Annotated in this window: 17 protein-coding genes; 5 read left to right on the top strand and 12 right to left on the bottom strand. The window is 42.2% G+C overall.

The features are described from left to right. Positions 1 to 24 precede the first annotated feature (24 nt). From F907_RS08450 to pheA, 3 genes are all read right to left on the bottom strand, one after another. Positions 25 to 408 carry a hypothetical protein gene (locus F907_RS08450; RefSeq protein ID WP_016652283.1) on the bottom strand — a complete coding sequence of 128 codons (384 nt, stop codon included), beginning with the start codon at positions 406 to 408 and terminating at the stop codon, positions 25 to 27. Between the two features lie 293 nt (positions 409 to 701). Continuing rightward, a complete protein-coding gene (locus F907_RS08455) occupies positions 702 to 2951 on the bottom strand; it encodes a bifunctional prephenate dehydrogenase/3-phosphoshikimate 1-carboxyvinyltransferase (protein WP_016652282.1) in 2250 nt (749 codons plus the stop codon). Positions 2952 to 3026: 75 nt separating this feature from the next. Next, positions 3027 to 4136, bottom strand: a complete 1110-nt coding sequence (gene pheA, locus F907_RS08460; RefSeq protein ID WP_005204264.1) for a prephenate dehydratase — start codon at positions 4134 to 4136, stop codon at positions 3027 to 3029. Between the two features lie 195 nt (positions 4137 to 4331). On the opposite strand from pheA, the gene F907_RS08465 reads away from it, so the two are divergent. Continuing rightward, positions 4332 to 5273: an alpha/beta hydrolase gene (locus F907_RS08465; protein ID WP_032862171.1), complete on the top strand. Its 942-nt coding sequence runs from the start codon at positions 4332 to 4334 to the stop codon at positions 5271 to 5273. A 61-nt stretch (positions 5274 to 5334) separates the two neighbouring features. On the opposite strand, the gene F907_RS08470 is transcribed toward F907_RS08465, so the two are convergent. Then, on the bottom strand, positions 5335 to 6480 hold the full coding sequence (locus F907_RS08470) for an acyl-CoA dehydrogenase family protein (RefSeq protein WP_005241926.1): 1146 nt from the start codon (positions 6478 to 6480) through the stop codon (positions 5335 to 5337). 247 nt (positions 6481 to 6727) lie between these two features. Between F907_RS08470 and F907_RS08475 the strand changes: the two genes are divergently transcribed. Beyond that, positions 6728 to 7723, top strand: coding sequence for a glycosyl transferase family protein (locus F907_RS08475; RefSeq protein WP_016652280.1), 996 nt, complete (start codon positions 6728 to 6730; stop codon positions 7721 to 7723). 39 nt (positions 7724 to 7762) lie between these two features. Here the strand turns inward: F907_RS08475 and F907_RS08480 are convergent, their stop codons facing one another. From F907_RS08480 to F907_RS08490, 3 genes are read right to left on the bottom strand one after another with little or no spacing between them, the layout of a single operon-like run. Next, positions 7763 to 8170 (bottom strand): hypothetical protein, encoded by a 408-nt coding sequence (locus F907_RS08480; protein ID WP_032862088.1) that lies wholly within the window; start codon positions 8168 to 8170, stop codon positions 7763 to 7765. A 60-nt stretch (positions 8171 to 8230) separates the two neighbouring features. After that, positions 8231 to 8500, bottom strand: a complete 270-nt coding sequence (locus F907_RS08485; protein WP_016652278.1) for a YeaC family protein — start codon at positions 8498 to 8500, stop codon at positions 8231 to 8233. Continuing rightward, positions 8497 to 9405, bottom strand: a complete 909-nt coding sequence (locus F907_RS08490) for an NAD(+) kinase (RefSeq protein ID WP_010589837.1) — start codon at positions 9403 to 9405, stop codon at positions 8497 to 8499. The genes F907_RS08485 and F907_RS08490 overlap by 4 nt, the downstream gene beginning before the upstream one ends. Positions 9406 to 9639: 234 nt before the next feature. Here F907_RS08490 and mrcB point away from each other — a divergent pair, with 234 nt between their 5' ends. Then, the gene (gene mrcB, locus F907_RS08495) at positions 9640 to 12048 is read left to right on the top strand and encodes a penicillin-binding protein 1B (protein WP_016652277.1); all 2409 of its coding nucleotides are present in this window, start codon (positions 9640 to 9642) and stop codon (positions 12046 to 12048) included. 17 nt (positions 12049 to 12065) lie between these two features. After that, a complete protein-coding gene (locus tag F907_RS08500) occupies positions 12066 to 12611 on the top strand; it encodes a tetratricopeptide repeat protein (protein WP_016652276.1) in 546 nt (181 codons plus the stop codon). Position 12612: 1 nt separating this feature from the next. Here F907_RS08500 and F907_RS08505 read toward each other — a convergent pair whose 3' ends face one another. After that, positions 12613 to 13518: a thiamine phosphate synthase gene (locus F907_RS08505; protein WP_016652275.1), complete on the bottom strand. Its 906-nt coding sequence runs from the start codon at positions 13516 to 13518 to the stop codon at positions 12613 to 12615. A 177-nt stretch (positions 13519 to 13695) separates the two neighbouring features. Here F907_RS08505 and hemP point away from each other — a divergent pair, with 177 nt between their 5' ends. Continuing rightward, a complete protein-coding gene (gene hemP, locus F907_RS08510; RefSeq protein WP_004653932.1) occupies positions 13696 to 13866 on the top strand; it encodes a hemin uptake protein HemP in 171 nt (56 codons plus the stop codon). Positions 13867 to 13959: 93 nt separating this feature from the next. Here hemP and F907_RS08515 read toward each other — a convergent pair whose 3' ends face one another. From F907_RS08515 to F907_RS08530, 4 genes are all read right to left on the bottom strand, one after another. After that, entirely contained in the window at positions 13960 to 15291 is a 1332-nt protein-coding gene (locus F907_RS08515; protein WP_016652274.1) for a sensor histidine kinase, read from the bottom strand. A gap of 4 nt (positions 15292 to 15295) precedes the next feature. Continuing rightward, the gene (locus F907_RS08520) at positions 15296 to 15955 is read right to left on the bottom strand and encodes a response regulator transcription factor (protein WP_016652273.1); all 660 of its coding nucleotides are present in this window, start codon (positions 15953 to 15955) and stop codon (positions 15296 to 15298) included. 99 nt (positions 15956 to 16054) lie between these two features. After that, entirely contained in the window at positions 16055 to 16420 is a 366-nt protein-coding gene (locus F907_RS08525) for a NirD/YgiW/YdeI family stress tolerance protein (protein ID WP_016652272.1), read from the bottom strand. A 98-nt stretch (positions 16421 to 16518) separates the two neighbouring features. Then, a complete protein-coding gene (locus F907_RS08530; RefSeq protein ID WP_016652271.1) occupies positions 16519 to 18297 on the bottom strand; it encodes a type IV pilus assembly ATPase TfpB in 1779 nt (592 codons plus the stop codon). Between the last annotated feature and the right edge of the window lie 3 nt (positions 18298 to 18300).

The following is an 18300-nucleotide window of genomic DNA, read 5'->3' as shown; positions in this document are numbered from 1 at the left end:
TTAGATTTTATGCGCAAAATTGACTTAGCTTTTCCACACAAACTGAGAAAAACTATGCTCTGCTTTTAAGCTATTTTCAACAGCTTGAGCCAATTGGCGAATAATACTTTGGGTTTCAATACGCTCAAACCAAGCTTGTTCTTGCTGTGGATTGGCAGAGATTTCACAGAGAATATGCCCTTCCGTATCCTGTTGTGAACATAAGATGGAAAGCGGTAATTGGTGATTGTCGATACGCACTTCAATTTTTTCATGCTCATGACGGATATGCTTCGCATCAAAACCATATTGTTCTAATTGTTTATACAGCAGCGCAGCCACGTACTCTTGCGTGATATAGCATTCATTCGGTGGATGATCAACCATCCCATGTTTTGGGCAATCTGCTATAAATTGCAACGTTTTCATGCTATTCCCTCTATTCTTATGTTTTTTAGCTCTGGATCGCAGCGCTAAACCAACTGGTACGCTAAGAATTATTATATATACAATTGTCTTTAATAGATTAGCTGATTGTCTTGGTTCTATAGCTAAATTGATAAATTTAGGCCCGATTAGATATGTACATCGACAAACTCAGTCTTTTTATTATTTAAGCGTTTTCGCATTATCTTTAGCCAATTGTTTTTATCGATATGCTTATATAAAAAAGCAGCATTTAACTTATTTTCAAAGCTAAACACTGCTTTTTTAAAATCAGCTTATGGATTCACAACCTGTACATCCAAACCCGCTGAATTTGCGAGTTCAGTAAATGTCGGGAAACTTGTCGCCACAGTTTCTGTACCATGAATGGTGATGTTACCCGAGGTACGCAAACCAGCCATACTAAAACTCATGGCAATACGATGGTCATGGTGTGATTCAATTTCACCACCAGTAAAGATCGCAGACCAATCACCAGACTTGCCTTTACCTTCAATGATGATGCCATCTTCGGTTGGGGTACAATCAATCCCCATGATCTTCAAGCCATCTGCCATTACTTGGATACGGTCAGATTCTTTGACACGTAGCTCAGCAGCACCAGTCAGAACCGTTTGGCCTTCTGCACATGCAGCAGCAATGAATAATGCCGGGAATTCATCAATGGCTAATGGCACTTGGTCTTCAGGCATATGAATACCTTTCAGTGTTCGAGAACCTTTGATATGAATATCTGCAATCGGTTCACCGCCTGCAATGCGTTCATTTTCTACAGTTAGATCAGCACCCATTTGCTTAAGAATTTCAATCACACCTGTACGTGTTGGATTAATCCCCACCGCTTCAAGAATGACGTCTGCTCCTTCAGTAATCGCAGCACCGACCATAAAGAATGCAGCAGATGAAATATCAGAAGGTACCTGAATATCAGTCCCCACTAATTTACCACCACCCACGAGTGAAATTTTATTGCCTTCGGTTTTTACCTCATAACCAAAGGCACGTAACATACGCTCGGTATGGTCACGTGTTGGTTCAGGTTCAGTCACTGAAGTTTCACCAGCCGCCCATAAGCCTGCCAGTAAAATCCCGGATTTCACTTGAGCAGACGCCATTGGTAAATCGTACTGAATCCCTTTAAGGGCTTGGCTACCTGTAATGCTGACTGGTGGTGTACCTTTCTCACCAGTCGTTTGGATTTGTGCACCCATTTCACGTAATGGCTTGGCAATACGCTCCATTGGACGTTTAGACAATGAGGCATCACCTGTCATCACTGAATCAAACTTCTGCGCAGACAACATGCCTGACAGCAAACGCATACTGGTACCTGAATTCCCCATATACAAAGCACTTGCTGGCGCTTTTAAACCGTGCATGCCCACACCATGAATGGTGACTTCACCATTCTTAGGCCCTTCGATGCTCACGCCCATGTCACGGAAAGCCTGCAAAGTTGCGAGTGCATCTTCACCTTCCAAGAAGCCAGTCACATGGGTTGTGCCTTCAGCAATCGCACCAAACATGATGGAGCGATGTGACACAGATTTGTCACCTGGTACGGTGAATTTACCTGTAAATGTTTTCTTTCCCGGTAAAATGGTAAATTGCTGTGTCACCTTGTTTTTCTCCATCAAAGGTTTTTTGGCCAACATATGGTTAAAGTGCTGACGTGCCGCTTGAGCATGCCCAAGTAGTCCCATCAACGCTTGCGAATCTTCCTGTTCAATCAATTTCTTTAAAACTGACAATTGCTGTTCAAAGCCATCAACAGCATTCAAAATTGCAGTCTTATTGGCAAAGAAAATGTCATGCCACATCTGTGGATCACTGGCTGCAATCCGAGAGAAGTCACGGAAACCGCCAGCAGCATAGCGGAAAATGTCTAAATTATCTTCACGATTTGCCAGTTGCTCAACCAAGTTGAATGCCATCAAATGCGGTAAATGACTAGTATGTGCCAATACCTCATCATGTTTTGCCACATCCATGCAAATGACTTCAGCTTTTGCCGCAGACCAGAGTTGAACCAGCTTTTCAACAGCCCAATCCGCACTACTTGGCAAGGGAGTCAAAATTACTTTATGGTTAACAAATAAATCAACTTTACCTGCATGTACCCCAGTATGCTCAGCCCCCGCAATCGGATGCCCCGGTACAAAACCGACTGGCAAGTTTTCGCCAAAGACTGCTTTCGCCGCTTCAACGACATTGCCTTTGGTACTACCCACATCAGTAATGATGACATTGTCTGCCAAATAAGGTTTGATTTGCTCAAGCACGTTTTGCGTTGCACGAACAGGTAAGGCTAAAACAATTAAATTTGCATCCTGAACTGCTTCTTCAGGCGTAGCATAACCGTGTTGAATAAGACCGAGTGCTTTGGCATCTTCTAATGTTTTTTTTGAACGTGTTGAAGCCACAATTTGAGATGCAAGCTGTTCTGCCACAATCACACGAGCAAGGCTAGACCCAATCAGTCCAAGCCCAATAAATGCGACTTTATTAAATAATGGTTGAGACATAAAAGATGTTTGCCTAATGAGACGACTTTGATATGGATAGATGCCGAAGCCATCTATCCATACGATAAAACAGAATTATAAAACTGCGATTGGATACGATCCGAGTACACGTAGTTCTTTGACCATTGGACGAATTTCTTCCAATGCTGCCGCAACATTTTCCTGACCAATATGCCCTTCCAAATCGATAAAGAACACATACGCCCATTTTTCAGGTAATGCTGGACGCGTTTCAATGCTGGTCAAGCTGATTTGATGCTTCGCAAATGGTGCAAGAATTTCCAGCAAAGCACCAGCACGATCATGCGCAGAGATCAATAACGAAGTCTTGTCATTACCACTTTGAGGAATCTTCTCACGACCAATGACAAGGAAACGTGTGGTATTTTCAGGATTATCTTCAATATTGCTATGTAAAATCTCAAGGTTGTACATGCTTGCCGCAATATCAGATGCAATCGCAGCAGAATGCCATTCATTACGAATACGGCGCGCCGCTTCCGCATTTGAGTTCAGCGCAACACGCTCTACACCCGGATAATGGGCATCTAACCATTTGCGGCATTGTGCCAAGGTTTGCTGATGCGCATAAATCTGTTTAATGCTGTCTTTACGGGTATTCTCTGATACAAGGAATTGATGATGGATACGTAGTTCAACTTCCCCAATCACATTGACAGTCGATGATTTAAAGCAATCCAGCGTATGGTTAACAATACCTTCAGATGAGTTCTCCACTGGAACAACGCCATAATGTGCGCTACCCGCTTCGACTTCACGGAAGACTTCATCAATGGTTGGTAATGGACGCACAACCGCATCTTTACCAAAATGCTTTAACACAGCTGAATGGGTATAAGTCCCTTCTGGACCTAAGAACGCAATACTTTGTGGTGCTTCAAGTGCCAGACAAGCAGACATGATTTCACGGAATAAACGTGCCATGGTCGCATCAGACAAAGGTCCCTGATTACGCTCCATCACTTTGCGCAGCACTTGAGCTTCACGTTCAGGGCGGTAAAACAGCGGATTTTCTTCGGATGCAAATTTCGCTTTAGCTACCGCTTCTGCCAGTGTCGCACGGCGGTTGAGTAACTCTTGGATTTGTTGATCAACACTATCAATATCGTTACGAATTTGTTCTAAATTAAGTGAATTCGATGTGTTTTGTCCATCGTTTACCATTGAATGCAGCCTCAGCAAAATCATCTATAAGAATGGATTACAATCTATCTATGAATCGATTATCCGAGCTAGAGTATAACAATACTTTTATGCATTAAACACGCTGAGTTTTAACTCTTTTTCCCATTAAACTTTATTGATAATGATTTTCATTATATATTTCTTGTCAAAATTTTGATGAGTGTAAATAAAGTGATGTTTAAACGTCTTGGTATTTTGACTTTTTCTTTCATGATCGCTAGCCAATCAGTAGTTGCACAACCTTCTACGGCAAGTTCCAGTTCAGCTCAAGAAGTACAAACAAATACTCAGACCAGACAAAGTTTTATCCTGAAATCAAAATATACTTCTCAAGACTACCTGATCCAGATTGCCGTTCCCGATCGTGCAGCACCTGTAGATGGCTTTCCTGTTTTGTATGTGCTGGATGGCAATGCAGCCTTTGAAAGCGCTGCCAATATTGCGAGATCAGTTGGTGTTGGTGCAAATCGTTTAGGGCTTAGCCCTGTGGTAATTGTTGCAGTTGGCTATCCCGACCAGAGCACCTTTGATGTGCAAAAACGCGCTTTAGACTATACCCCTAAAACCTCTGCCGAGTTCCAAGCGCAGGCAAAATATCAGTATGGTGGTGCAGACCAGTTCATCCAGTTTTTAGATAAAGAACTTAAACCTGCAATCAGTTCACGAATTAAGATCAATGCCCAGCAACAAAGCTTATTCGGACACTCCTTTGGCGGATTGTTTGCATTACATACCTTCTTTTCGAAGCCACAAACATTTCAGCGATATATTGCAGCAAGCCCTTCACTTTGGTTTGACAACTACGCCTTAGCCAATAGACAGGCTGAATGGCTAAAAAATAAAGCCAATACAACTCAAAATGTAATGCTCATGACCACCGTCGGTACGCAAGAATTAGGGAAAGGACCCGCGGCAGATCCCAATGCTTTAAAAAAGCAAAATGATTTTTATCAAAATTTTAAAGACCAATACTCGAAACAATTTTCTTTTTGGCATTTTCAGCATCCCGCTGAACAGCACTTGACCAATCTGTACGCCAGTCTCCCCAAAGCCATTCTACTGGCAGGATGTCAAACCGAACATTGTGCTGCTTTATTTAATGAGCCAAAGCCTTAATCTCTTCCTGCATAAAACAAAATAGCCTGCTATAGCGCAGGCTACTTTTTAAGCGAATGAATTAAGCTTTACCGATAATGCCACGTGCCACGATTTCTTTCATGATTTCGTTAGTACCACCATAAATACGCTGGATACGTGCATCAACGAAGAAACGTGAAATTGGATATTCAGTCATATAGCCATAACCACCGAAGAGTTGAAGCAAGTTATCAGCGACTTTCATTTGCATATCAGTACTAAAGCTCTTCAATGCAGCGGCTGTTTCAACATCTAACTTGCCTTCATTATATAAAGCGACATTTTGGTTATAGAAAGCAGCTGTTGCCAACTCATCAATTTTCGCTTGAGCCAAGACAAAACGTGTATTTTGGAATTGTGAAATTGCCTGACCAAAGGCTTGGCGTTCTTTTACATACGCTGTTGCTAAATCAATTGCGCCACGGATTGCACCCAATGCCGTTGAAGCAATCGCGGTACGTTCACGTGGAAGCTCCTGCATCAGGTAAGCAAAACCTTGCCCTGCTTGGCCCAACAATTGATCTTTCGGTACTTTGACATTATCAAAGAACAACTCTGACGTATCTTGTGAGTGCAAACCAATTTTGTCGAGGTTGGTTCCCTTTTTAAACCCTTCTAAATGTGTATCCACCAACATGAGTGACACACCTTTGGCACGTGCTTGTGGATCAGTCTTCACAGCTAGAACCACAAGATCGGCATGTTGACCATTTGAAATAAAGGTCTTCGAACCATTTAACACATAATGATCATCTTGCAAGATAGCACTGGTACGCATCGCCTGTAAGTCAGAACCTGCACCTGGCTCAGTCATACCAATCGCACCCACGACTTCGCCCGACACCATTTTTGGCAACCAATACTGTTTTTGTTCTTCTGTCGCAATGTGCTGGATATACGGCGCAGCAATTTCAGAGTGACATGAAATCGCAGTTGATAATGCGCAATAGCCTGCACGTGCAGACTCTTCAACCAACATCAATGAATAATGCGTTGGTACACCATAACCGCCGTATTCTTCTGGAACATCGACACACAAGAATCCATTTTCACCCAATGCGCTCCATACTGAACGCGGCATAATGCCTTCACGCTCCCATTGGTCATAATGCGGTGCAATCTGCTCGCTCATAAAGCGTTTAAAGTTATCGCGGAAGAGTTCCAAATCTGAATCGTAAGCTAACATCATTATTTCCTTTCGCTTTCATTGTTCTTAAAAGTTTGTTCGCAGTCATGCTAATAACTTTTAGATGGGATGTCATGTCCCGTTTACATCAAATCACTAGACTGATTCGGTCAATAATTTTGTTTGCATCATCGATCTTCAGTTCACAGTTGTTTATTGATTAAACAGCTTGTTGGTTTTTTTATGCTACACAGCGCAGTTTTATGTCATATTGATTTTATTCTTTGTGACAACCTTCACTACGGCCATGAACACCAAACGTAATATTTATAAAACCGCAGAACATCCATTTGCTCAGTATGTGCGTATTTTAGGTAAGGGCAAAACAGGGGCTCGTTCGCTCAGTTACGAAGAAGCTTATCAAGCTTTTACGATGATTTTAAAAAATGAAGTACTGGATGTGCAGTTGGGTGCATTCTTGATGCTGTTGCGTGTTAAAGAAGAGTCCGTGGATGAGCTGGCAGGTTTTGTTCAAGCCACCCGTGACCAACTCAATTTTCAGCCACTTGATGTCGACCTTGACTGGTCTTCTTATGCAGGCAAGCGTAAGCACTATCCATGGTTCTTATTGGCAGCACTGACTTTAGCGCATCATGGTTACAAAATTGTGATGCATGGTGCATCTGGTCATACCATTAACCGTGTGTATACAGAACAAGTACTACAATACTTAGGCTATTCAATTTGCCAAAATGAACAAGAGGTTCGTGAGCAACTGGAACAACACCATTTTGCCTACCTGCCACTTGAAGTCATCTCACCAATTTTAAGTGAATTGATTTCACTACGAAATGTGATGGGGCTACGTTCTCCCATTCACACCTTAGCACGCCTAATCAACCCCTTTAATGCCAAAGCAACCTTACAGGCAATTTTCCACCCTGCTTATCGTAGTTCACACCAGCAAACTGCGTTTCGTTTGGGTTATCAAAACAGTACAGTGATTAAAGGTGAAGGTGGTGAGTTTGAGCGTAATCCTGATGCCAAAACTTTGATTTGTGGGATTAAGAATGGTGAGTTGTACGAGCACGAATTACCGAAGTTAACACCTGACCGTAGCCCGATTGAAGAAGAGCTTGATTTAGCCGTGTTTAAAGCAGTGTGGTTGGGTGAACAATCTCATGAATATGGAGAGTTGGCAGTCGTTGAAACCATGGGAATCGCGTTGTATACCATGGGCGTAGTCAATAGCTATGACGATGCAATGGATAAAGCCAAAACGTTGTGGAAGAGTCGTTTCTAATTATACCAATGACCAAGGTTATATCGGATAGCCTTGGTTTTAAGGTTCAATATAATAAAAATCTGGCCAAAACGGATATTCCTGACCTGAAGAATGAATATTTCTTAAGTTCAATTGATCACCTATTTTGATTGTAATCTTATTTGAATCGTAAGAACCTGAAAGATAAGCATCTCGTTTTTGACCAATAAGCGTTTTACAGTATAAATGATGTGCTTTGATCTTTTGCGAGCTTGGCATTGTTTGAGCACCCATCACCTGAATCCCAATCAACAACATCGGATAACCATCATTTTTTATTGCTGTATATTCAGTTTGAGGTGAAGTGTATTTCTGGCTGGCAATCACCTTCACCTTGAGTAAACATTCAATCGGCTGTTTAGCCAAGGCAGTGCCACTCAGCAAACTAAGCAATAAGAACGTGCAGACAAGTTTTATAAGTTTCATCCCATTCATTATATTTTGATAAAGATAAAAAAAGCCCAGTGTTGACTGAGCTCTTTAAGTTTAAACAAAACGAATCGGCTTAAATTCAGGTTCGTTATGGTGATGATCATCACATTCCTCACCGTCTTTTTTGGTACCGCGGTCGATATAACCACTGCGCTGTTCTTTAGGCAAATGTTCCATTTCCCATGCATATACAGCTTGCATACAAATTTCACGCTGCTCTTTAGTTAATGCAATCCCATTAGGCCATTTACCAATTTCAACAGCAGTTTTCAGGCGCTCAACAATTTCAGGATTTAAAATAGCGAGCATTTGTTCAATATTCATGAGTCATCCTGTTGAAAAGATTCAAAATCTTGATTCCACCCCAATTTGGTACGACACGCCATATAAAAGTCATAACCCGGTGGATGTAATAAGCTTAGTTTAAACGGATGTTTGCGGATATGCACCGTATCACCGACATTTAATGCAACACTATGTTGGCCATCAGCACTGACCATCGGCAAAACACGGTTTTCACGGATCGTGATCTTAATTTCACTTTGCCCACCAACCACAATCGGACGTGATGATAAGGTATGCGGATGCATCGGAACCAGCGCAATTGCATCCATACTCGGATGCAAAATCGGCCCACCTCCAGAAAGTGCATAAGCAGTTGAACCTGTTGGCGTTGACACAATCAAACCATCGCTATGCTGACGATAGACATATTGTCCGTCAATATTCAGTTCAAAATCGATCATATGAACCGATCTGCCCGAATGTAGCACCACATCATTCAGTGCAATTGCATCATAAATTGTTTCACCATTGGTTCGAACTTCCATTTCCAATAAGAAACGGCGATCCAGCTGGAACTGACCTTGTAAAACCTGATCGAGTTTAAAAATCGCTTCAGCAGGTTTGATGTCTGTTAAAAAACCCAGTCGACCACGGTTAATCCCGATCACAGGCGTATTATGCCGAACCAACGCACGTGCAGCATGTAGCAACGAACCATCACCACCGACTACAATCACTAAATCTACAACTTCGCCCAGTAAATTTCGACTTACGGTCTGCCCATGGCTATAGGGAACCAGTTTCGCTGTTTCCTGATCAAAAACGGGGTTTAAACCTAAATTGATCAAATGATCATGAATTAAACATAACGTTTCTACTACAGAATATTTATCTGGTCGTCCAATTAGACCAATATTTCGAAAGGATTTATGTGAAATTTGCACGAATAATTCAGCTCCGTCGCGATTACTGACTATCATATCACTAACAACCAATGTTGCGTTGATGATTGATTAAAAAGTATAAAAATGTCTATCCGTTGTTTTTTTATACGATTAATGTCAACGCATCCTTAAAGTTTTTATTGCATGTAGCTATTTATTCACAGTTTTATGATTGCAAAATGACAATAAGCTATCGCATCATTACCGACATTGTTTTGGTTTTAACGCAAATCTATGAAGTTTGAACGTGGTATTGGTTTTCTAGCACTCATTTTTTCAATGTTAGTGATAGGTGTCTTTGTTGCTTTTAGTATCTATCTGATCAGCTTAGATAATATTATTCGTGACAAGTTTGAAGGTCAGCGTTGGGACATCCCTGCCAAGGTGTTTGCTCGCCCATTGGAAATCTATTCTAATGCCCAGATTACTCAAGAGAATTTTACTCAAGAGTTAAAATTATTGGGTTATAAAAACACAGCGAATTACGATAAGTCAGGCAGCTATGTGGTACAAGGCAATAAAATGTTTGTGCATACCCGTGGCTTTGACTATGGTGATAGTACTGAGCCTGAGCAGGTACTTGAACTTGCCTTTACCGATGGTCAGGTGAGTGAGATTCGCTCAACCAAACCCTCAAATACAGGCATTGCACGTTTAGAACCTTTATTGATTGGCGGTATTTATCCTCAACATAATGAAGACCGTGTGCTCATTAAGCTGAATAAAGTACCAAAAACCTTAATTGAAGCGTTAATTTCAACCGAAGACCGTAACTTCTATCACCACCACGGTATTTCAATCCGCGGCACAGCCCGTGCCTTGGTCAGTAATGCTACAGGCGGTCGCCGTCAAGGCGGTTCAACCTTAACGCAACAATTGGTCAAGAATTTCTATCTCTCTCCAGAGAAAACACTGAAACGTAAAGTCAATGAAGCATTGATGTCTCTATTGATTGAATTACATTACAGTAAAGATGAAATTCTGGAAGCTTACTTGAATGAAGTAAACCTTGGTCAAAATGGTAGTTACTCGATCAATGGTTATGGTCTAGCATCACAGTTTTACTTTGGCCTGCCTTTGCGCGAGCTAAACATCTCGCAACAAGCCTTTTTGGTTGGCCTCGTACAAGGTCCATCCTTATATAACCCTTGGCGCAACCCTGAGTCTGCCAAGAAACGCCGAGATGTTGTGTTAAACAACATGATGGTGATGGGCTACTTAACCGAAGCTGAATATCAGGATGAAATTGCCCGCCCATTAAATGTAGTGAGTAAACCGACTTTGGGCCCTGCAAAGTTCCCAGATTTCCTTGATATCGTGCGTCGTCAACTCCGTACGGAATACCAAGAAAGCGACATTACCAATCAAGGCCTAAGAATTTTTACCACACTAGATCCAATTGCGCAGACGCAAGTTCAAAATGCCTTTAAGAATACCGTTGATCGTTTAGCCAAAGCCAATCCCGGTCGTTTGAAAAACTTGCAAGGTGCTGTACTGGTTGCACATCCAGAAAACGGCGAATTAGTTGCAGCAGTGGGTTCAACCCAAGACTTTACAGGCTTTAACCGTGCACTCGATGCCAAACGTCAAGTCGGATCATTATTAAAACCGATTATTTATTTAAATGCGATTGAGTCTGGTCGTTATACCTGGGCAAGTCCAATCGAAGATAGTGCAGTGAATATTCCAATTGATGGGGATAAGAGCTGGACACCGAAAAACTATAGTGGCGGCGAGCATGGTGTAGTACCAATGCAACAAGCACTGGCCAACTCTTACAACCTTTCTACTGTACGTTTGGCCAATGAGTTTGGCTTATCTGCATTTAGCAATAAATTAAGACAATTTGGCGTCAGCTCTGATATTCCTGCCTACCCTTCTATTTACCTCGGTGCAGTGAACATGTCACCTATGGAGGTGTTGAGCATTTACGGTAATTTTGCGACAGGTGGCTTTAAATATCCACCACGCTCGATTCGTACCGTCGTCGACGCTAAAGGACGTTTACTGGATCGTTATGGCCTAAATGTGCAACAGACCATTGATCCTGCTGCAGCTTATATTATCAACTACGGTTTACAGCAAGTGATGCGCTCTGGTACAGGCCGCTCTGCTTATAATAGTCTGCCTGAATCGCTTAATCTGGCGGGTAAATCAGGAACAACCAATGATACACGTGACTCTTGGTTTGCGGGTTATTCAGGAAACCATGTTGCTGTTGTGTGGTTAGGTCTGGATGACAATAAAGTGACAGGCTTAACAGGTTCATCAGGTGCATTACCGGTCTGGATCAATGTGATGCGTCAGTTGCGTCAGGAACCGGTCAATCTGCGTCAAACTGACAATGTGCAATGGCAATGGATTGATAGTGCAACAGGCGACTTATCGGCCCAAGGCTGTGATGGTGCCATGTATATTCCTTTACTACGTCAAACTGTACCCCGTCGTGCAACCCTGTGTGGCCAGTCTCACTACGAAGTAGAGCCGACTTATATTCCTCAGAATAATGAAGCACCTGTGGATGATCATCAGGACGGGATCAGTAATTACATTCGTGAAAGTGAAAACCAAATGGATACAGATTTATCCAATCGCCAACCAAGCCGTGTGATCTCTAGCGGCAGCTATAGCGGTGACAACTAAGTCAAAGGATGATTCACATGATGAAGAAAACAACGGTGATGATCGGTGTGTTACTTGTTGCAGGCTGTACCGCTGCACCTGAAAAGCCACTCACCAAAACAACACCTACGCAGCCACCAAAGAAAGTGACCCAACCTTCTTCTGGGGTGAAAATTACGCCTTATGATCAAAAAGAGATTAAACGCCAAAGTGTTCCTGTGGTTGTACCACAACAGAAAGTTCAGCAAACCTTTAATGATGGTAGTCAACTGCCTGCATTTAAAACTTTAATGCAAAAAACACAGGTGGCATATAAGCAGCAGCAACTTGCAGAAGCTGAACGTTATGCTTTACAAGCGCAGCGCATTGCACCACAAGCAACTGAGACTTATCTGTATTTGGCATTAATTGCAGATCAGCGCAAGGAATATGCCAATGCTGAGGCACTGGCACGTCGTGGCTTAAGTTATGCGCAAAGCAATGCCATGAAGAAACAGCTCTGGCTGATCATCCTAAAAGCCAGTGAAGCACGAGGTCATAAGATTCAGGCCCAAGAGGCAAACAAAGCCATTCAAGCACTTTAATTTAAAGTTTGAACTGACGAATCCCTGCAAGCCCATAAGCATGATGTTTTTGGGCTTGTTCTAAATCTGCGGGTGCAACCCCTCCTAAGGCAAATACAGGAATGTCACTGTTCTGTGCCAATGCCGCAAAACCATCCCAACCTATCCCCTGAACGTCAGGATGTGTGGTTGTCGCATTTACAGGACCCAGAAACACCGCATCACAGCCGATCTGATGTGCATGCTGCAAGGACACGGCATCATGACAGGCCGCAATAAAACGTTTCCCTACCACCAATTCAGCTTTGTTTAAATGCATCAACTGGGATTGTTTGAGGTGAATGGTTTGAATTTTTGCTTGCAGATCTCTACTCAATTGCTGCCAAAGTGCATAATTCACGATCAAGCGTGAACATTGTTCATCGGTTAAAATCTGCAATTGTGAATCAATCTGAGTTTGATCCTCTAAAGCAGTCCGCCAATAGAACAAGGTATTCTGTTTTGACATATGATTGAGCTGATCACTGATTTGAATCAGATGCGGCCAGCTTAAACGTTGTAAAATTGCAGCATTGGCTTTCGGAAAATTTAAGTTCGCCAATTGATCACGGCGATACCATACCCAAGGCTGGTGGATGAGATTAAGCAACTCATCAGGTACATAGGCATGGAATAAATGTAAATTGACAATGATGTCATCATATTCGTGACAAATCAGATCAAATACATGCCAGTCTTTTAGACCAATCCCTACTTCTTCAAAAATTTCACGGCGGCAGGCTTGTTCAGGCGTCTCCCCCAGTTCAACCTTCCCGCCTGGAAATTCATGTTTATTGCCCTGATGCTGGTTGGCTTGTCTCCACCCCACCAATACTTTACTTTTATGTAATAAAATTGCGATTGCAACATCAACCGTAGCTTTGGCCATAACAGACTAAAATCTCTCATCTTTTCGGCTTTATTTTAAGGAATTTAGGGCGCTATTCCCATGTCAAAAAACAAAATTAATAGAGGATTTTGTAAATTCTTAAAATTTCCGTTGACAGGTCTATTCGATAATGATTATCATTTAAATCATTAAAAAACACACCACGGAGCATAACAAATGAACGCACCATTCAGCCTTTTCACTCGTAGTACTGATGCAGCTCAATCTTTGCCGATGTTGCATTCGAATAACCTTTTTGCCCTAGGCCGCGAAATCCGCATTATGCATGCTGGTGAGGAGTACCGCTTACGTTTAACCCGCAACAATCGCCTGATTTTAACCAAGTAATATAATAATAATCGGACAAAAACAATAAACGTGGGAATAGCAGTATGTCAGCGCATACTGCTTTTTTAATCGCATCGCCCGTTTAAATTTGTCTTATCGCTTCAACATTATCGTGACTTTAAGACCACCGTATTCAGAAGCGGCAAACTCGATTTTTCCCTGATGTAATTCAATAATTTTTCTGCAAATTGATAACCCCAAGCCTGAACCCTGTGTTTTCGTTCCCAAAGCACGATAAAAGCGTTCACCCAATCGCGTTAAAATTTCACTGCCAATACCTGATCCTTCATTCTCTATGAAAAGCAGTATTCCTTGCGATTGCGGATTTAAAGCAATATAGACCTTACCATTTTCTGGCGTATATCGAATCGCATTGTCTAAAATATTGCGTATACAGCTAAAGATCAGCTGTTGATTCGCAAAAACCATAACGCCATTTAATTGATTTCGCTGTTGCAACTGAATGTTTTTTTCATTGGCAAATAAGCTTACGGTATGGATCACCTCATCAATGATCATCTGCAAATCAACATCTGCTTTCGGTAAATTTTCTGCATGCTCTGGATCTAAGCGGGCCAATAACAGTAAATTCTCTAAAGTCTGAATACCACGACTCACATCCTGCTGCATTTGTGAAAAATCTGCTGCACGTTCTGGATATTTACGCTGCAATAATTGCAAGCGCATCTGAATGGCTGATAAAGGTGAACGTAACTCATGCGATGCATCAGCAGTAAAGCGCTGCTCAGCCTGCAAAGAATGATCTAGACGCTGCAATAGTCGATTTAACTGGCCAAGCATCGGCTGTAGCTCTTTTAACTCCATTTCACCTGTTTGAATTGGACTAAGATCATCTGCATTCTTGGCAGAAATTTGTTTTGATAATTGATGCATCACAATAAATTGACGCTTAATCAGAAAATGCAGCATGATCCATTGCAGCAACCAGACCAAAATTAAAATCAACGCATAACCAGCAAAACTATGCAGCAAGTCTTTAAAGCGATCGCCAAAGGGCTGCAGCAACAACACGCGCATATGCGAATGCTCATCTGCTGCTGCATAGCTGCGCCATAACTGGCCACTCTGCCAAATCAGTCCATAATCACCATTGTTTGCCCTAAGTAACTCGTAATGACCTTGATCAAGATGGAACTCTTCGGACTGGGTTAACACTTGTTGCTGATTACTCAAACGATACTGAATCTCAAACTGCTCACTGAGTTCATCAATCTGTTGCCCTGCAGTCGAAGTCAAGTCAGTAATCAGTAACATATCTGAAATCTCATCCATGATTTCATCTTGTACCTGCATGGCCTGATAAACAGAAATGATTGCAAATAAAAGTAGTGCCATAGATCCTGCCATGATGGAGCTGATTAACGATGTTTTAACCAGTTTGCTTTGTAAGGACACTACTTTCATACTGCTATTCCTTATGCATGCGATAGCCTAAACCACGGATGGTTTTGATGTACTGCGCACCAATTTTTTTACGAATTTGATAAATAAATACTTCAATCGCATTACTTTCAATCTCATCCCCCCAGGCATACAGGGATTCTTCCAGTTGTTCTCTTGTCAAGATATGATCGGGCTTTTGCATCAATTTATGCAAAATTTGAAATTCCTTCGCAGTCAGGTTAATGGCTTGTCCAGCTTTAGTCAGTATTTTAGCCTGTGGATCAAGCTGCAAATCCGAAAAACTTAGATATAGTCCAGCTTGTGCCTGATGTTGACGCAACTGTGAGCGAACCCGTGCCGAGAGTTCTTCTAAATTAAATGGTTTCACTAAATAATCATTGGCACCCAGATCCAACCCCTCGACCCGATCATGAATATGATCTCTGGCGGTGATAAAAATGACAGGGGTTTTACGCTCTTGAGCGCGAATACGCTTTAGGATTTCATCGCCCGTTGCTTGAGGCAAGCCCCGATCCAGTAAGATGCAATCGTACTGATGCTGTTCTACCGCCAAGATTGCATGATCACCACGTTCGACCCAATCGACGCTATAACCATCCATTTCCAGCCAGTCTTTAATACTTTCTGCCTGAGAGGCATCATCTTCAGCCAATAAAATTCGCATAAAACAATCCACTCATGTGATCTATCACTTTGATCTTAAAATAAAGCATAAGCAAAAAACCACATGATAGCCATGTGGTCTTCTGAAATAACCTATCGTTTAAAATTGAACTTGACTTACATCAACCTCAACACGCTTGGCCGGTTTATAGTCAATATCAATTTCACCAATCAATGTCACAGGTGTTTTTGCTGATACAGGCTTGCCTTGCCATAAGTCATCATCAATATCGACAGTGATTGAGCCCGTTTGATCGCTAAACTGATATTTCTCGTCGCCCGTTGCTTTTACCACATAGCCTTTTAATTGCACTGGCATATCATCTTTCATGGTCAACGCTTGTTTAACGGTAGTAGTTTGAGTCGGTGCTAGCGCCTGTTGATTCACTGCACCTGTATTTGCAACTGCAAAAGTTGTCACACCAACCAAACCCGCAATTACAGCAACTTTAGAAAAAATATTCATCTTTATACACCTCATTCTGGCTTCATCATTTCGATATCGCCATTAAAGCAAATGAAAATGAGGTGAATCTGAGGATTAAAACCAATCTACAAAGATGATCAGCTCAACGGCACGACACGCAGAACTTCTTCAAGCGTGGTTACTCCCTCAAGCACTTTACGCGCACCAGCGATGCGTAAAGGTTCAATGCCTTCTTTCTTGGCCTGCGCCTTTAAGTCATTCAACGTACCATGCGCACTAATCAATGACTTGAGCTCTAGACTGACTGGCATAAACTCATAAATCCCAACACGACCTTTATAACCCGTATGACGACAGGCTTCACACCCTACCGCGTTATACGTGGTCGTCGGCATATCCATCATATAGTCAAAGGTCAAATGTTCCCATTGTTGTTCATTCATCGGCCCTTCTTGCTTACAGCTTGGGCACAGTCTTCGAACTAAACGCTGAGCCAAAACCCCTAAAATGGTTGCTGCAGTAAGAAAGGGCTGGATCCCGAGATCATGTAAACGCGTCAGACTCGACGGCGCATCATTGGTATGTAAAGTGGAAAGCACCAGATGCCCTGTTAGTGCCGCTTGAATCGCCATATTTGCAGTATCGTGATCGCGAATCTCACCGACCATAATAATATCAGGGTCTTGACGCATTAAGGCGCGTACGCCATCTGCAAAGCCTAATTCGATATTGGGATTGACCTGCATTTGATTAAAGCTAGGCTCTAACATTTCAATCGGATCTTCGATGGTACAGACATTGACCTGCTCGGTTGCCAATTGTTTTAAAGACGAATATAGCGTGGTGGTTTTACCCGAGCCCGTTGGGCCTGTCACCAAGATAATGCCATGACTATGCTGAGTCAGTTGCTGCCAACTCTGTAATAAATGTCCTTCAAAACCCAATTGCTGGAAACTACGTACCAACACTTCTGGGTCAAAGATACGCATCACCAACTTTTCGCCAAAGGCTGTTGGTAAAGTAGAAAGACGTAATTCTGTCTCTTGTCCTTTCGGTGTTCGCGTTTTTAAGCGTCCGTCCTGTGGTTTGCGCTTTTCTGCGACATTCATCCGACCCAAGATCTTAATCCGGGAAATCACCGCAGTCAGCGTATTGGCAGGCATGTTATAGATGGTATGCAAGACACCATCGATACGGAAACGCACCTTACCTTTATCTTTCCTTGGCTCTAAGTGAATGTCACTGGCACCTTGCTCAAAGGCAAATTGCAGCACCCAATCCACCAGTTTGACAATATGCTGATCATTGGCATCGGGGTTTTGGGTATCGCCTAACTGCAGTAAGGCCTCAACACCTTTATTTTCCCGATCATAAATACTGGCATTTTGCGATGAACTCACTGCCCGACTGACTTGATAATATTCAATAAGATAGCGTTGTAGTTGTTCTGGGTTGAGTAGAACCTTTTCAATTTTCTTGGGTGCCAGACTACGTTCTAAATTATTGAGCCACTCTGTCGTAAAAGGCTGATCCGTTCCAATTAGAATGCGGTCAGGCTGTACTTCAACTGCTAAAATATGGTTTCGTACCGCAAACTCTTGTGACATCACACTGGTTAAAGCCGCCACATCTGCTTTTAACGGATCAATCACGAATAAAGGAATATCGGCTTTTTCAGCCAACCATTGACATAAACGATTCAATGCTAAGGTAGAACCTACATTGAGTTGATCCTTTAAATTGAAATTGGCGATCCACTGTAAGGGATGCCATTTCAACTGATCTTTTTGACGATGTGTGGTTTGGATGAGTAACTTATCGCGTTCAGTAATCCGACCGTCTTTCAGTAGTTGCTCTAAACACCACGTCACATCAACCGTAAATGAAAAATTTTCAAATTTTGCCTGAGCTTGCATTAC

Origin of the sequence: Acinetobacter colistiniresistens, from assembly GCF_000413935.1 — a bacterium.
GTDB lineage: Bacteria > Pseudomonadota > Gammaproteobacteria > Pseudomonadales > Moraxellaceae > Acinetobacter > Acinetobacter colistiniresistens.
Note: the sequence above shows the minus strand (reverse complement) of the source record. Positions and strands in the feature narration are given on the sequence as shown.

What these genes read in the sequence shown, in the direction of transcription:
- F907_RS08450 (WP_016652283.1), bottom strand. Translation starts at nt 408, where the DNA reads ATGAAAACGTTGCAATTTATAGCAGATTGCCCAAAACATGGGATGGTT.
- F907_RS08455 (WP_016652282.1), bottom strand. Translation starts at nt 2,951, where the DNA reads ATGTCTCAACCATTATTTAATAAAGTCGCATTTATTGGGCTTGGACTG.
- pheA (WP_005204264.1), bottom strand. Translation starts at nt 4,136, where the DNA reads ATGGTAAACGATGGACAAAACACATCGAATTCACTTAATTTAGAACAA.
- F907_RS08465 (WP_032862171.1), top strand. Translation starts at nt 4,332, where the DNA reads ATGTTTAAACGTCTTGGTATTTTGACTTTTTCTTTCATGATCGCTAGC.
- F907_RS08470 (WP_005241926.1), bottom strand. Translation starts at nt 6,480, where the DNA reads ATGTTAGCTTACGATTCAGATTTGGAACTCTTCCGCGATAACTTTAAA.
- F907_RS08475 (WP_016652280.1), top strand. Translation starts at nt 6,728, where the DNA reads ATGAACACCAAACGTAATATTTATAAAACCGCAGAACATCCATTTGCT.
- F907_RS08480 (WP_032862088.1), bottom strand. Translation starts at nt 8,170, where the DNA reads ATGAAACTTATAAAACTTGTCTGCACGTTCTTATTGCTTAGTTTGCTG.
- F907_RS08485 (WP_016652278.1), bottom strand. Translation starts at nt 8,500, where the DNA reads ATGAATATTGAACAAATGCTCGCTATTTTAAATCCTGAAATTGTTGAG.
- mrcB (WP_016652277.1), top strand. Translation starts at nt 9,640, where the DNA reads ATGAAGTTTGAACGTGGTATTGGTTTTCTAGCACTCATTTTTTCAATG.
- F907_RS08500 (WP_016652276.1), top strand. Translation starts at nt 12,066, where the DNA reads ATGATGAAGAAAACAACGGTGATGATCGGTGTGTTACTTGTTGCAGGC.
- F907_RS08505 (WP_016652275.1), bottom strand. Translation starts at nt 13,518, where the DNA reads ATGGCCAAAGCTACGGTTGATGTTGCAATCGCAATTTTATTACATAAA.
- hemP (WP_004653932.1), top strand. Translation starts at nt 13,696, where the DNA reads ATGAACGCACCATTCAGCCTTTTCACTCGTAGTACTGATGCAGCTCAA.
- F907_RS08515 (WP_016652274.1), bottom strand. Translation starts at nt 15,291, where the DNA reads ATGAAAGTAGTGTCCTTACAAAGCAAACTGGTTAAAACATCGTTAATC.
- F907_RS08520 (WP_016652273.1), bottom strand. Translation starts at nt 15,955, where the DNA reads ATGCGAATTTTATTGGCTGAAGATGATGCCTCTCAGGCAGAAAGTATT.
- F907_RS08525 (WP_016652272.1), bottom strand. Translation starts at nt 16,420, where the DNA reads ATGAATATTTTTTCTAAAGTTGCTGTAATTGCGGGTTTGGTTGGTGTG.
- F907_RS08530 (WP_016652271.1), bottom strand. Translation starts at nt 18,297, where the DNA reads ATGCAAGCTCAGGCAAAATTTGAAAATTTTTCATTTACGGTTGATGTG.